General features: G+C 65.8%; 15 protein-coding genes. 9 read left to right on the plus strand and 6 right to left on the minus strand.

What is annotated here, in order from left to right; genetic code table 11:
• Positions 1-1090 (plus strand): M20/M25/M40 family metallo-hydrolase (locus tag AC0L3X_RS14760; RefSeq protein WP_473316496.1); only part of this gene is annotated, 1090 nt, incomplete at its 5' end.
• 303 nt (positions 1091-1393) lie between these two features.
• Here AC0L3X_RS14760 and AC0L3X_RS14765 read toward each other — a convergent pair.
• Together AC0L3X_RS14765 and AC0L3X_RS14770 are read right to left on the minus strand one after the other, a co-directional pair.
• Complete coding sequence (locus tag AC0L3X_RS14765; RefSeq protein ID WP_028153549.1) at positions 1394-2173, minus strand: class II aldolase/adducin family protein; 780 nt, start codon at positions 2171-2173, stop codon at positions 1394-1396.
• 188 nt (positions 2174-2361) lie between these two features.
• On the minus strand, positions 2362-4011 hold the full coding sequence (locus AC0L3X_RS14770; RefSeq protein WP_063984589.1) for a glycosyltransferase family 39 protein: 1650 nt from the start codon (positions 4009-4011) through the stop codon (positions 2362-2364).
• Between the two features lie 312 nt (positions 4012-4323).
• On the opposite strand from AC0L3X_RS14770, the gene AC0L3X_RS14775 reads away from it, so the two are divergent.
• Entirely contained in the window at positions 4324-5184 is an 861-nt protein-coding gene (locus AC0L3X_RS14775) for a hypothetical protein (protein ID WP_063984588.1), read from the plus strand.
• Positions 5185-5342: 158 nt separating this feature from the next.
• Positions 5343-5759, plus strand: a complete 417-nt coding sequence (locus AC0L3X_RS14780; RefSeq protein ID WP_063984587.1) for a Ros/MucR family transcriptional regulator — start codon at positions 5343-5345, stop codon at positions 5757-5759.
• Positions 5760-5764: 5 nt separating this feature from the next.
• Here AC0L3X_RS14780 and AC0L3X_RS14785 read toward each other — a convergent pair whose 3' ends face one another.
• Positions 5765-6193: a SufE family protein gene (locus AC0L3X_RS14785; protein WP_028149946.1), complete on the minus strand. Its 429-nt coding sequence runs from the start codon at positions 6191-6193 to the stop codon at positions 5765-5767.
• A 68-nt stretch (positions 6194-6261) separates the two neighbouring features.
• Complete coding sequence (locus AC0L3X_RS14790) at positions 6262-6687, minus strand: DUF5330 domain-containing protein (RefSeq protein ID WP_063984586.1); 426 nt, start codon at positions 6685-6687, stop codon at positions 6262-6264.
• Positions 6688-7096: 409 nt separating this feature from the next.
• On the opposite strand from AC0L3X_RS14790, the gene AC0L3X_RS14795 reads away from it, so the two are divergent.
• From AC0L3X_RS14795 to AC0L3X_RS14805, 3 genes are read left to right on the plus strand one after another with little or no spacing between them, the layout of a single operon-like run.
• Positions 7097-8968 (plus strand): PAS domain-containing sensor histidine kinase, encoded by a 1872-nt coding sequence (locus AC0L3X_RS14795; protein ID WP_283018546.1) that lies wholly within the window; start codon positions 7097-7099, stop codon positions 8966-8968.
• The gene (locus AC0L3X_RS14800; protein ID WP_063984584.1) at positions 8961-9677 is read left to right on the plus strand and encodes a peptidoglycan-binding domain-containing protein; all 717 of its coding nucleotides are present in this window, start codon (positions 8961-8963) and stop codon (positions 9675-9677) included. The genes AC0L3X_RS14795 and AC0L3X_RS14800 overlap by 8 nt, the downstream gene beginning before the upstream one ends.
• Before the next feature lie 57 nt (positions 9678-9734).
• Positions 9735-10079 carry a DUF1491 family protein gene (locus AC0L3X_RS14805; RefSeq protein WP_063986550.1) on the plus strand — a complete coding sequence of 115 codons (345 nt, stop codon included), beginning with the start codon at positions 9735-9737 and terminating at the stop codon, positions 10077-10079.
• Here AC0L3X_RS14805 and AC0L3X_RS14810 read toward each other — a convergent pair.
• Positions 10076-11050: a DUF2336 domain-containing protein gene (locus AC0L3X_RS14810; protein WP_063984583.1), complete on the minus strand. Its 975-nt coding sequence runs from the start codon at positions 11048-11050 to the stop codon at positions 10076-10078. The genes AC0L3X_RS14805 and AC0L3X_RS14810 overlap by 4 nt on opposite strands.
• 255 nt (positions 11051-11305) lie before the next feature.
• Between AC0L3X_RS14810 and AC0L3X_RS14815 the strand changes: the two genes are divergently transcribed.
• Together AC0L3X_RS14815 and AC0L3X_RS14820 are read left to right on the plus strand one after the other, a co-directional pair.
• The gene (locus tag AC0L3X_RS14815; protein ID WP_014496746.1) at positions 11306-11494 is read left to right on the plus strand and encodes a hypothetical protein; all 189 of its coding nucleotides are present in this window, start codon (positions 11306-11308) and stop codon (positions 11492-11494) included.
• A gap of 15 nt (positions 11495-11509) precedes the next feature.
• Positions 11510-12271: a hypothetical protein gene (locus tag AC0L3X_RS14820; RefSeq protein WP_063984582.1), complete on the plus strand. Its 762-nt coding sequence runs from the start codon at positions 11510-11512 to the stop codon at positions 12269-12271.
• On the opposite strand, the gene AC0L3X_RS14825 is transcribed toward AC0L3X_RS14820, so the two are convergent.
• Positions 12268-13131, minus strand: coding sequence for a LysR family transcriptional regulator (locus tag AC0L3X_RS14825; protein ID WP_063984581.1), 864 nt, complete (start codon positions 13129-13131; stop codon positions 12268-12270). The two genes, AC0L3X_RS14820 and AC0L3X_RS14825, sit on opposite strands and share 4 nt — an antisense overlap.
• Before the next feature lie 93 nt (positions 13132-13224).
• On the opposite strand from AC0L3X_RS14825, the gene AC0L3X_RS14830 reads away from it, so the two are divergent.
• Entirely contained in the window at positions 13225-14052 is an 828-nt protein-coding gene (locus AC0L3X_RS14830) for an MBL fold metallo-hydrolase (RefSeq protein ID WP_063984580.1), read from the plus strand.
• The last annotated feature ends 6 nt before the right edge of the window (positions 14053-14058 follow it).

The raw sequence follows: 14058 nt of genomic DNA on the forward strand, positions 1-14058 counted from the left end.
CCGTCCGCCGTTCGAGCCTGCCGTGACCGACCACGCCGACGGCCGCAAGATCATCGTCGCGCGCGGCGCCGAGGACGACAAGGGCCAGGTCATGACCTTCGTCGAGGCCTGCCGCGCCTGGAAGAAAGTGACCGGCTCGCTGCCGATCGACATCACCTTCCTGATCGAAGGCGAGGAGGAGGTCGGCTCCAAGAATTTCGTGCCGTTCATCGAGGCCAACAAGGACGAGTTCAAAGCGGACTACGTGCTGGTCTGCGACACCGGCATGTGGGACCGCAACACGCCCGCGATCACGACGTCGCTTCGCGGTCTGCTCTATGAAGAGCTGAAGATCACCGCCGCCAATCGCGATTTGCATTCCGGCGTGTTCGGCGGCAGCGCCATGAACCCGATTCGGGTGCTGACGAAAATCCTGGGCGGCCTGTTCGACGACGACAACCGCATCACCATCCCCGGCTTCTATGACGGCGTGAAGGATCTGCCGCCCGATATCCTGGAGCAGTGGAAGAAGCTGAACCTCACGCCGGAGATGTTCCTCAAGCCGATCGGTCTGTCGATCCCCGCCGGCGAGAAGGGCCGGCTGCTGATCGAGCAGGCCTCGTCGCGTCCGACCTGCGACGTCAACGGCATCTGGGGCGGCTATATCGGCGAAGGCTCCAAGACGGTGATCCCGTCGCACGCCTCGGCCAAGGTCTCGTTCCGCCTGGTCGAGGGGCAGGACCCCCAGAAGATCCGCAAGGCTTTTCGCGACTACGTGGCGGCGCGGCTTCCGGGCGACTGCAAGGTCGAGTTCGGCGATCATTCCGCCGCGCCCGCGGTGGCGCTCGACTGGAACATGAAACCGCTCGCCGCCGCCAGCAAGGCGCTGACCGAGGAGTGGGGCAAGGAGACCGTGCTGATGGGTTCGGGCGCCTCGATCCCGATCGTCGCCGATTTCAAGCGGACGCTTGGGCTCGACTCGCTGCTGGTCGGCTTCGGATTGGACGACGACAACATCCATTCGCCGAACGAGAAATACGACCTGCGGAGTTTCCAGAAGGGCATCCGCTCCTGGGCGCGGATCCTCGCTGCGCTCGCGGACGTGACATAGGCGCGGTGCCGTAGGGTGGGCAAAGGCGCAAAGCGCCGTGCCCACCATCTCTCCGCGATCGCCTTCGCTCTTCGAGCTACGGCGGACGAGTCGCTTTGCCCACCCTACGAAGACTCTCTCCTCGTCATTGCGAGCGTAGCGAAGCAACCCAGAATCCCTCCACGGGCACAGTCTGGATTGCTTCGTCGCTTCGCTCCTCGCAATGACGGCGCAAATAAAAACGCCGCCCGGAATTGGGCGGCGTTTCATTCCAAAAGGCGTAGAGGTTCATTGAACGCTACCCTACACCAAATCCGCAAAATCTCAAGACCGGTAGCCCGGAAGCTCGCGGTCGAGCTTGCGCAGCAGCGGCGGCCAGACCAGGTTGGTGGCGCGCAGCTCGGCGCGGTCGCGGTTGGCGAGCAGCTCGGTGTTCTTCTCGATCGCAATCTCCTCAACCGGGTAGACCGGCGTGCCCAGAGCGCGCGTGCGCACCTGCATCGAGCAGGCGCGCTCGAGATGGTACATGCGCTCGAACGCGGAGGCGACCGACCGGCCGACCGTCAGCGTGCCGTGGTTACGCAGCAGCATGTGGTTGTGGTCGCCGAGGTCCTTCTGCAGCCGCGGCCGCTCGTCGTGATCGAGCGCGATGCCCTCGTAGTCGTGATAGGCGAGGTCGTGGGTGACGAGCTGGGCGGTCTGGTTCAGCGGCAGCAGCCCTTCCGCGCTGCTCGACACCGCGGTGCCGTCGAGCGTGTGGAGATGCAGCACGCAGATTGCGTCCTCGCGCACCTCGTGGATCGCCGAATGGATGGTGAACCCGGCCGGGTTGATGCTGTACTCGCTCTCGGAGAGCTGGTTGCCGTGCAGGTCGACCTTGACGAGGCTCGATGCCGTGATCTCGTCGAACATCAGTCCGTAGGGGTTGATGAGGAAATGATGGTCGGGGCCGGGCACGCGGGCGGAGATGTGGGTGTCGACCAGATCGTCCCAGCCGTACAGCGAGACGAGGCGGTAGCAGGCGGCGAGATTGACCCGTTGCTGCCACTCCGCCTCCGTCATGTTCGACGGCACTTCCTTCAGGCGCGCTTCCGCTGGCGACATGGCTTATCTCTCCGAACATCGTTGTTGCGGGGAGGGAGCGTAGTCGCGGGTGAGGCTGGCGGCAAGGCGGTCAAATCGCAGCAGCCACGCGTAGCCCGCATGGAGCCAACGGGTCGGCGCGAAGCGCCGCCCGATGACAGGCTCCGCGAAATGGGGGGCGCCTTCCCGAAAGCTCCCGGAGAAAATTATTACGGCGCCGGGATCGACAGCAGGCTGGAAATGCTACGGCCGCGGATGTCGTAGACGCGGGCGAACACCACGTCGTCGCGCTTGATCTCGACCATCACGGGCGCAGTGAGGCCCTTGCAGTAGAACTCGCCGAGCGTCATCGCGAAATCGGCCGCGTTGGAATCCCAGCCGATGGTGAAGTCGGGCCCGAGCGCGACCTGGGCCGGGCGCTGCGGACCGCACACCGCGACCTTCCATTTGCGGTTGCCCGGCGCCACTTCCTGCCGCTCGACGATCTGCTCGCGCAATTCGTCCGAGGCCTGCTTCAGCGCAAGGCCCCAATAGTCCAGCATGAAGCGGTCGTCGGCGCCGCGCACGGTGCCGGCGATGTGGTTGAAGTGCGTGTATTGATAGGGATGCAGCCGGATCATCTCGGCCAGCGACAGCGCGAGGCCGAAGCAGAAGGTCGCGAGCACGACGGGCTGCCAGGTGCGGTGGTTGGTGCGCAGGCGCTCCATGGCCCAGGCAAAGGCGACGCCGCCGAGCACCGCCATCGGCGGGATCACGAAGACGAAATGGCGGATGCCGTTGTACAGCGCCGGCCGCTTTACCATCGCGATCGCGAGCGGCAGGGTCGCCGCCAGCGTCAGCATCAAGAGGATGGTCTTGCGGCGCGCCGGAACCTCGCGGCGCGGCAGCATCGCGAAGGTGCTAACCACGGCGCCGCCCATCAGCACCAGCATCACCTCGGGAAGCTGCAGCGCGAACAGCGTCGGCAGATAGGACCAGGGCATGTCGGGCACGGACACGATCGCGCCGTCGAACATCTCCTTCCAGGGCTTCTCGAAGAAGTGCGAGAAATAGGTCAGGGCCTCGAAGGGATTGCCGGGCTCCATGATCGACCACGGCCAGATCAGGCCCATCACGAGATAGCCGAACACGAGGCCGGGCAGCAGCACGTAGACGACATGGGCGAAGCGGCGGGCTGCTTCGCGGGCGCCTTCGGTGCGCAGCTCCTCCAGGAACAGCGGCATGAAGCCGATCATGGCGTAGACCAGTGCGAGGCCGCCGAGGACGCGGCAGCCGAGCGAGAGGCCGGCACCCAGGCCGACGATCAGGATTGTGCGCGGCGACGGCTGCGGATATTCCTCGGCGAGACGGACGAGGCCCAGCATCAGGATGATCATGGCCACCGCGAAGGGCGCATCCTTCGGGTTCATGAACATGTGGCCGTAGAAGATCGGGCAGAGCGCGAGCAGCAGGAGCGCGGCAAGACCGGCAAGGGGCCCGCCGATGCGGCGGCCGAGCCGCCACGTCACCGCAAGCCCGATCACGCCGACCATGGCGCCGAGCATGCGTCGCGTCTCGAACAGCTCGAGCGGAATGACCTTGTGCAGGAGAGCCGCGACCATGTCGAAGCCGCCGCCATACATGTAGAGATTCGCGAAAGAGAGCGCCGCGGTGTCCCTGAAGCCGGAACCGAACATGCGCAGCAGCAGGTCGGCATATTCAGCGTGGGTGTAATCGTCCCAGCCGAGCCCGTAGTCGCGGAAGGTCAAGCCTGCAATGACGGCGACCGCAGCCAGCACCAGCATGGCGAGATCGTCGCAAGTCCGTTCAACCGAGCGCCGCAGAGGCGTGTCGATCGCCGAAGTCGTGATGGATGTCATGGCTATTGGTGACCCGGAATCCCCTCTTGGCCCTGCTGGTGCCCGCGGGCCACTTCCCCGGAATCCCTATAGCGCAGTTCCATTACCAAGTAATTGGGCATTATGGCTAAAATCCTGATGCGACGCAGCAAATCCAGACAGTTGAGAGCAGGTTAGAAGTAGCGGGTGGTAGCTGAAGGGAATGTGAATAAGTCCCTGATATCCTTCCCTTTAGGAACGCAGGCTCTAATTCGCCGTTGGCGTGGAACACCGTATGACGGTATCGTGGCGTAACGGGTGTCGCGCACGGCTGCGCGACCAGGGGTGAGTTCGATGAGCTTGGCATTGTTGATTGTGGGGATTTTCGCCGTCCTGGCGGGCCTCCTTACGATCCTGTTCGGCTTCACCGTTAGGGAGGCCAGCCTCGGTAGCACCCTCATAATCTCCGGCACCATTGGCGTCTGCTCCGGAATGTTACTGGCCGGCCTTTACGTCGTGGTCGTGGAACTGAAGGGCATCGCCCGCCGGCTGGCCGGATCGGCCGCGCCGGCCGAGGTTCGGGTCAGGCCCGTGCTGCCGGGCCTCGCGGTGCCTGGCGCGCCAGTGTCCGAGCCGTTCCCGGCACCGGCGACGAAAACCGAGCCACCACCGGCCGCGGGTCTGCCGCCGTGGCAGAGCGAGGCCGCCGCGCGCGAGCGGCCGCGCGCCGAACCGCCGCCGGAGCCGGAAGCTCCGACACCGCCTGCGGCTCCGGAAGCGCCGCGCCGCCGCAACCTGTTGTTCGCATCGTCCTCCCGCAAGGAGCGCGAGCGCGCGGAGGCGAAGGCGACAGAGAGCTTGCCGCCGCAGCCTCATGACGAGCCCACGGAACCGGCCGGCCCGGAGAGTCAGCCGGCGAGCTTCGACGATGCCTGGCCGAGGCCGGACCGTATGCGGCCACCGGAACCGCCGGCCGCCGGGCGTCGCCCGCCGCCGCGCTCCCCGTCGATCTTTACCGAGCCCGGCCCGCCGCCGCCTCCCCCCGAACCGACGCCGGTCGAGCAGGCGCCCGTGACCGTGCTCAAATCGGGTATCGTCGACGGCATGGCCTATTCGCTCTATTCCGATGGCTCGATCGAAGCGCAGATGCCGGAAGGCATGATGCGCTTCGCCTCGATCGACGAACTGCGCGCCCATCTCGACCAGCGGTCCTGAGGCCGCCGCGTCCAAGTAGAGCGCCATCGTTCTTGTCACTTCGTCAGTAATCAGCTCATATTCGTCAGTCGTCTTATTTCGGCCGAATGTATTGTTGACACGGAATACTTAGGCGTCGTCTCTCCGGCGAGACGCAAGGTCAGGGAAAGGTCGGGCCCATGTCGGATAACGGGGCTAAGAATTTCATCGAGCTGACGGCGAGCATCGTGTCCGCCTATGTCGGCAACAACCCGACGCCGGCGGCCGATATCCCGAACCTGATCAGCCAGGTGCATGGCGCCTTGGTGCGCGTCTCGTCAGGCCGCACCGAGACCGCGCCGCTCGAGCCGGCCAAGCCGGCGGTGTCGCTGAAGAAGTCGATCGCGCCGGACTATCTGGTCTGTCTGGAAGACGGCAAGCGCTTCAAGTCGCTGAAGCGCCATCTGCGCACCCAGTACAACATGACGCCGGAGCAATATCGCGAGAAATGGGGCCTGCCGGCCGACTATCCCATGGTCGCGCCGAACTACGCGGTGGCGCGCTCGCAACTGGCAAAGCAGATGGGACTGGGACAGCAGCAGCGGAAGCGGAAGTAACCGCTTCAGGTGGCTTCCGCGAGCGCCTCTTTCGCGTCGGTCTTGATGCGCTCGACCATCGAGCGCAGGCCGTTGGAGCGCTGCGGCGTCAGATGATCGCGAAAGCCGAATTCGTTGAACACCGCGATCGCGTCGGTCGCAAGGATCTGCTGTGGCGTGCGGCCGGAGTAAAGCGAGAGCACGATCGCGACCAGCCCGCGCACGATGTGGGCGTCACTGTCGCCGCGATATTTCAGGATCGGGGCGCCGCCATCGCGATCGACCAGCTTCTGGAGCCAGACCTGGCTGACGCAGCCATTCACCTTGTTCTCGGCCGAATGCTCGGATTCGGGCATCGGTTCCAGGGTGCGGCCGAGCTCGATGACGTACCGGTAGCGGTCGTCCCACTCGTCCAGGAGCTCGAAATTGTCCCTGATTTCGTCGATCGTCGTCATGCTGGCCCAATGTTCCCGTTCAGGCCAATATAAGGATGCGAGGAGGCGAAATCGATAGGGTTTGGCCGCTAATTCGCCGGCGCCGCCGCAGGGCCGCGCCATTCCAGCGCGAGGTCGTCCTGGCTCAGGGTGTCGCGCGGCGCCTCGCCCGAGGCGGCATCGCCTTCGCCGGCCAGCGCGATCGAGCCGGTATGATCGGGCGCCTTCTTGTCGGTCTTCTCGAGCTGTTCTTTCTTGTCGTTGATGATCTGGTAGATCTTCTTCGCGCCGTCCTGTGCGCGCTGGCCGATGATGGTCGCGGCCTGGCCGCCGACCTCGCAGGCCGCCGGCTGGCGCTTGCAGAACTGGGTCACGTCGGAGACGGCCGCGGTCGCAGCCTGCACCGCATCGGCGGCGCCGATCTGCGGCAGCTTCTCCGATTCGGGCGTCTTGTCCCGCGGCAGGAGCACCAGCACCAGCCCGAGCCAGAATGTGATGCGGAGCAGAAAGCGCATCTTATCGACCTGTATGTTAGATCCCGCCGCGGCGATGCCCGCGAGGCGCCGGACCTAGCAACTCTCGATAAATCGCAAGTGATTGCCTTCCGCTTAATTCGCGGAAAATCTACGCAAGAATCTTCCCGAACCGCCACGTCGTAAATTTTCGATTGACGCCGGAGCCCCGTGATTCCGGTGGCGCCGCTTGTCCACCAATTCGAAACCATGCGGGGACTGGTGAAACCCTGTGTTCACCATCCCCGATGATGACGTGGTCAAATCGCCTAAAAATCTCCGCGATGACACAGTGTCCGGCGGCGGGCCGCATTGCCTTAGCACTCGTTTAAGGTCGCTCTGACACGGTGGCTCAACGATAAGGAGGCGTTCCGGCGCGTCTTCTCGACGAGTGGGCCGAAGCGCGAGACCCGTGACAGTTTTGAGTATCATCCGCGATTGTCTCGATGCACTGCTGCATCCCTCCGCGCGTTACGACGCGCTGACGCGAGCGCGCCATCGCGCCTTCATGGCGCCGCGGCTGCTCGGCAGCCTGGCCGCGTTTGCCGCATTCCCGGTCTATCTCGCCACGCGCGGCGTGCCGAGCGCGATCGAGGTCGCCGCCTTCGCGTGGCTGATCGCCCCCATTCTCCTGTCATGGTTCCTGTCGCGCACCGGCCGCTATGAAGGCGCCCATGTGCTGTCGTCGCTGGCGCTCGCCGGCCTGATCATGGCGGTTGCCGGCACCACCGGCGGCATCGAATCATTCGCTGCGATCTGGCTGGTCGTGGTTCCCCTGGAAGCCGCGTTGTCGGCCTCGCGCCGCGTCGCGGCCTTTGCCTCCCTGCTTGCGCTGTCCTGCGCCGGCGTCCTGATCTTTGCCGGCCAGCTCGGCTGGCTTCCGGCTGGAGACGCCAGCGCCGCACAACGCGGCGTGCTGATGGCGTTCGGCGTCGCCTCGGCGACGCTCTATGCCGCGGGCCTCGCCTTCGGTGCGGAATCGCTCGCGCGCACCAGCGTTGCACTGCTGTTGCGCGAGGAAGAGCGCTATCGGCTGCTGGCGCGCAACATGAGCGACGTCATCTCGCGGCATCGGCGCAACGGCGCGGTGCAGTTCATCTCGCCGGCGGTGGAAGCCATGCTCGGCATGCCCGTCGCGCAGCTGCTCGGCCACGGCCTGTTCGACCGCGTCCATGTCGCCGATCGTCCGGCCTATCTCACCGCGCTCTCCGATGCCGCGCGCGGCGACGTGCGCAGCGTCGAGTTCCGGCTGCGGCGGGAGCCGGCCGGATCGGAGCGTGGCCAGGTCGATTTCATCTGGGTCGAGATGCGCTGCCGGCCGCTCGACCAGGATATCGGCCGCCAGGATATTGACGGCGATGCCACGCGCGAGGCGGAAGTCGTCGGCGTGATGCGCGACGTCACCGATCGCAAGCTCGCGGAGCAGGCGCTCGATCAGGCGCGCAGCGCCGCGGAAGCGGCCGATGCTGCCAAGACCCGCTTCCTCGCCACCATGAGCCACGAGCTGCGCACGCCGCTCAACGCCATCATCGGTTTCTCCGAGATGATCGCGCAGGAGCAGACCCTGATGCTGGGTGCGGCCCAACGCAAGGAATATGCCCAGCTCATCAACGATTCCGGCCAGCATCTGCTGTCGGTCGTCAACGGCATCCTCGACATGTCGAAGATGGAATCGGGCAATTTCGAGATTGCGTCGGAACCGTTCACGCCGCGCGCCTCTCTGATGCATTGCTGCAATCTGCTGGCGCTGAAGGCGCGGGAGAACGGCATCGACCTCATCACCGATGCGCCGCAGGACCTGCCTGTCATGACCGGCGATCCGCGCGCCTTCAAGCAGATCGTGCTCAATCTCGTCGCCAACGCCATCAAGTTCACCGAGCGCGGCGGTCAGGTCGCCGTATCGGCCGCGGTGTCCGGATCGCAGCTCGCGCTGCGCATCAGCGACACCGGTGTCGGCATTGCGGCCGATGATCTCAAGCGCATCGGTGCGCCGTTCTTCCAGGCCGGGAAGACCTATCAGCGCCGTCACGAAGGCACGGGTCTCGGGCTTTCGATCGTGAAGAGTCTGGTGGCGTTGCATCTCGGCGAATTGACTGTACAAAGCAGGCTCGGCGAGGGCACCTCCGTCACCGTCAGATTGCCGCTCGTCTACACGCCGCCGCAGGCCAAGACGTCCGATAGAATGGCGGCCGAGAGCAAGATCGCGACGCTGACGCCGGTGCCGCGCCAGGAGCTTCAGGACCAATCTCACGACCAACCAGCTCTGGTGAAGAAAAGTGCCTAAGAAGTCTGCCAAGGACGAAGCCGCTCCGCGCCGCCGTGGCGCCAAGGCCGCGGTCATCGATGTCGAGACCGAGCGCAATCTTGCGATGCGCATCCTGCTGCACAGTCCCAAGGACACGCTGGCCGGTCTCGTCGCCGTCGCCGCAGTCAGCGCGATCGTTGCCAACGCGCTGTTCCTTCAGACCGGCCGGCATCCGGCGCCGATGTTCGGCACCGTGATCAATCTTCCCGCGCCGTCGTCCGTGCCGCTGTCGAACCCCTTGCCGCGTCCGCGCCCCGTCGGCGCGGATACCTCGCCGCTGGAGCCGAGAGCGACGGAATTCCGCGCCGAGCCCAAGCCTGTCGAGCGCGCCGCCGAGAAGGCCCCCGAGAAGCCGGTCGAGGCGACGGCATCGACGCCGCGCGCGGGCGATCCGATGACCAATCTGGTCAAGCAAACGACGTCGGCGCCGCCGCAATCCGTCGCCATCGCGCGTCCGCCGGCGCCGATTCCCGTCGCGCAGAGTCCGGCCGCGCGGCGTATCGCCGGCGTGCAGCGCGCGCTATCCGAATACGGCTATGGCAATTTGAAGATCACGGGCACGATGGGCGCAGAGACGCAGTCCGCGATCCAGAAATTCGAGCGCGAGCACAAGATGCAGGTGACGGGTCAGGTCTCCGACCGCCTGCTGCGCGAGCTCGGAGCCGCGATCGGCCACCCCGTCGAATAAGCGTCATTGTTGTGCGAAGGCTGGTGCTGATTGCAGCACTGGCCTATCGTGCTCTTCATGCGTTTGAAATCAAACATTTGGGTTTCCGCCTACCTGCGCCGGTGCCAGACCGAAGGCGTGTTCGGGGCGGTGCGTCGTCGCGGTGCCGAGGAGGCGGGCGCGGTATTCGTGAAGGTGTCGCTGCTCGACGGCAACGCGATGCTGTACGTACCGGCGCCGCAGACCGTCTATGACGACGGCCGGCCGGTCGATCGCTTCTTCGTGCCACTTGCCGCGCAGCCGATGCCTGAGCCAGCGGTCGAGGAGCGCCTCACCAAGGAAATCCGCTTCGATCCGGACGCCTGGATCGTCGAGACCGAGGACCGCAAAGGTCGTCACTTCCTCGAATTGGCGAAGACCTAGCGGTCCGATCCGTCGGTGCCCGTCCGCACCGCAGGCGCCGAGCCCGGCTGCACGCCCGGCCGGGTCTGGCTGGCGCCCGCACGCGGGCGTTGGCGTTCGCTGTCATGCAGCGACGACTGGTATTTTGCGCGCGTGACTGCGAGCGTCGAGCCGCGCCAGGCCGCCAGCATCACCAGCGCGGAGCGGTCGCTGAGCCGGTCGTAGAGCCGCGACAACCGGTACACCGCATCGACCGACGTGCCGATCTCCGGCTTGAAGAACAGGAGGATGCGCTGGAAGTTCGGGCTCGGCATGTCGAGCGCGCGCGCGGCGATTGCGAGCGCTTCGCCACCGGCATCGTCGACGATCTGGGCTGCGACGCGCGAGGGCAGGATCAGGCTGTCGCCGAGCTCGTAGGTGAAATTCTCGACATCGTTGGCGATTGCCGCCATCTCCAGGATCTGGAGCGCGCGCTTGGCACGCACGGTCGGAATCCGCGGCGCGGCCTTCAGCGGGGTTTGCGCCAGATTGTGCAGGACCAGCGCGCGCTGGGTCGCATCGGCGCGGAAGAACATGTCGTGGATCTCGGCCGCTTCCTTCGGCTGCATCGCCATGTTGGCGGCCATGCGCAACTCGGCGTCGGTCGGCGTGCGAGCTGGCGAAGCCGCCTGCGGGGAGCTGCGAATTTCGCGCGCGAGCGGAACCCTGCGGCCTTCCTGGGTCGCAACCAGCCCGAGTTTCTGCAGGACCGGGACGGGCGTCTGCGGATAGATCGCAAGCTTCGCCTTGACGGCCGCGCGCGTCGCATCGTCGACCTGGTCGATCAGCCGCGTCGCAAGCTCGATGAACTGGCGCTGCTCGTCGTCGCTGTGGGTGGGCGCCTGGACATAGAGGTCCGTCAGCACGCGCAGCAGCGTCGGGCGAACATCAACGCCTTCGCGACGGGAGAGGCTCATCAGCCCGTCGAATCCGGGAAACAGCGACTTGGTCATGGAGAGATACGCGACCTGGAAAAGATACTCGTCCGCGAGCCTAACGCAGGTTCCTTTAAAGGCTCGTTAAGGAAAACGAGGCGTGAAGTCGACCCCATCATTTCAGGTGTTGTCGTCCCGCAACGGGACGCGGGAGGCCGCCCGTGAAGTTACGGTCCGGAAGGCGCGTTTACACCCCGTTAACCATGAACTGATCTTAATGAACGCACGTTGCACCAGCGCGCTCGGTCGCGCGGCAATTGATAGAGAGCTGATATGGGGACCATTATCGAATTTCCGGCCGGTCGCCGGGCAGGCTCGTCGGGGGATGCCACGCCGCGTACGGAAACGGGAACGATTCTGATCCTCCCCGTGATCCGCATCGAGCGCCAGACGGAAGAAACCAGCGGCGATCGCGGGCCGGAGCAGGGCACAGCGCCGGGGCGCCGTCGTCGTCGCCGCTAGCATCCGGCTTTTGCAATGCCGGATGCCATCCGCCAGATCCGGCCTGTCGTAACGGCCGTCCTGCTCGCACTCGTCGGTGCGACGCTCGGCGCGTGCAGCGGCGGCGATTTCGGCCGCACCCGCGCTGACATGCGCAGCGACGACATGCATCGCTGGCTCGGGGCCGAGGCCACCGGCAGCGTCGGCCTGAAGTCGTCCCAATTCCAGCTCACCGACGCGGAGCGCCAGCTTCGCGATCTCGCCTATCCCATGATCGAGCCGCCGCTGTCGCGGCCCGCCTGGAAGAGCGTATTCGGCGACTACAGGGCGCTGCCGTCGCCCTGGCAGCAGAAGGTCGTGTTCGACCGCACCATGTATGGGCGCACGCTGATCGACGAGCCGCATCGCTCGCATTCATCGCGCTATGCGCAGCTGATCGAGGACGTGCGCAACGACATCACCCGTTTCGAGCCGTTCTTCGGCTCCGCGATCCGCGTCATCGATCTCGACAGGAAGCGCGATGCGACCATGGCGCGCGTCTCCGAGCTCTCGCCAAGGGAGAGGGACGATGCGGTCGCGCGCATGCAGGAGAACTCGCTGATCATCCAGTGGGTGCAGCTGTGCCTCGAGCAGCGCGTCTCGTCCTATCGCTGGGCGCTGGAGCGTCTGGTGATCCAGGCGCCCGACGGCATGGCCGCCGATGCCGACCGCCTGATCGGCGAACTCGCAGCCCAGACCGCCAATCCGCCGGTCGCGGCGCAGCCGCCTTACGGGCGCGCCGTGGTCACGAAGGGCTAGGACTTCCTGCGCTTGTTACGCCGTGGGCCGGTCCGATCCGGCTTTCGCCGCTGCCTCTGGAGCTTCCCGACAAACTCCTTCAGCGCATCCGCCAGCGGCTCTGACGCGCGGTAGGCGAGGCCGACCTCGCGTTTGACCCTGACCTCGATCTCGCGCACCGCGACATCAGGGTTGCCGCGCGCCACGCCTTCCGGGACGATGGCAATGCCGACGCCGGCCGCGACCAGCGCCATCGCCCAATCCTCCGATTGCGCGATCGCCGCGGTCTGCCTTCGTTGTGAGCTCCGACCGAAGAATTCGCTTTGCTCGCAATGGCAGCGGTCGATCAGAGGGACGCCGGCGAGATCGGCGGTCCGCAGCTTCTCCTTCAGCGTCAGCGGATGCGAGGGCGGAAGTGCGGCGACATAGCGCTCGCTCCACAGCGCGACGAAATGCTCGTCGGCGCGGAGCATGCTCTTCGAGATGATGCGCGCATCGGCGCGCTCGTCGCTGCCGACGAGGCGGAGCGCGATGTCGGTGCGCGCCGTCAGCGGCTTCAGCAGCGCGATCGTTCGGGGTATGTCGAGCGTGCGCATCAGTCCCAGCGTGACGGTGGTCTTCGTATTCGGCTTCCTGAACAGGCTGCGTGCGGCGTCCGCCTCGTCGATGATGCGGCGGGCCAGCGCATGAAACTGCTCGGCTGAGGCGGTCGGCGCGACGCCCTTCTTGTGCCGGATGAACAGGGTGGTGCCGAGCTCGGCCTCCAGATGGGTGATCGCGGTCGAGATCGACGGCTGCGACACGAAGCAAGCCCGCGCCGCCGCGGTCAGATTGCGCTCGCGGTACACGGCTGCGAAGTAGCGAAGCTCGCGGATGTCCATAGGATATGCCTAGAGATAGTATCAATATTCAATATTTTACCTATAGATCGCCCGGTGGCAAGAACGCCCTGCTCACAACAGCAGGAACGCGCCATGAAGATCCAGCACCTCAACACCGGCACGATGTGCCCCATGGGCCGCCGCCTTGTGAACGGCACGGGCGGCCTGTTCCAGCGCGCCCGCCTGGTCTGCCATTGCCTGCTGGTCGAGACGAGGGACGGACTCGCTCTGGTCGACACCGGCATCGGTCTCGGCGATATCGCAACGCCCGATCGGCTCGGGGGCCGATGGCTGCGCCAGACCGCGCCGAGGCTGGATCCGGCGGAGACGGCGGTCGAGCAGGTGAAGGCGCTCGGCTACTCGCCCAGCGATGTGCGCCACGTGCTGCTGACGCATCTCGACCGCGACCACGCCGGCGGCGTGCCGGACTTTCCCCATGCCGCGATCCACGTCCACCGCGCCGAATACGACATGGCGGTGCTGCGCAAGCCCGCGCCGCCCGAAGGGCGTTATGTCACGGGGCAGTGGAGCCATGGGCCGGGCTGGACATTCTATGGCGAGGCCGGCGAGGACTGGTTCGGCTTCAAGGGCGTGCGCGCGCTCGGCGACAAGGAAGCCGACATCCTGATGATCCCGCTCGCCGGCCACACACTCGGCCATTGCGGCATCGCGGTGCGATCAGGCGAGAAATGGCTGCTGCATGCCGGCGACAGCTATTTCCACCACGGCCAGCTCGACGCGTCGCCGCACGTGCCGCTCATGCTCGGCTATTTCCAGCGCCGCGGCGACATGGATCGCAAGATGCGGATCGCCAACCAGGCGCGGCTGCGCGCGCTGAAGCTGAACCACGGCGACCGCGTGAGCATCGTCAACAGCCACGATCCCGTCGCCTATGAAAGCTGCCGCTGCGCTGCGCATTAGGGTGTC

This window comes from Bradyrhizobium sp. MI1.7 (assembly GCF_055811795.1).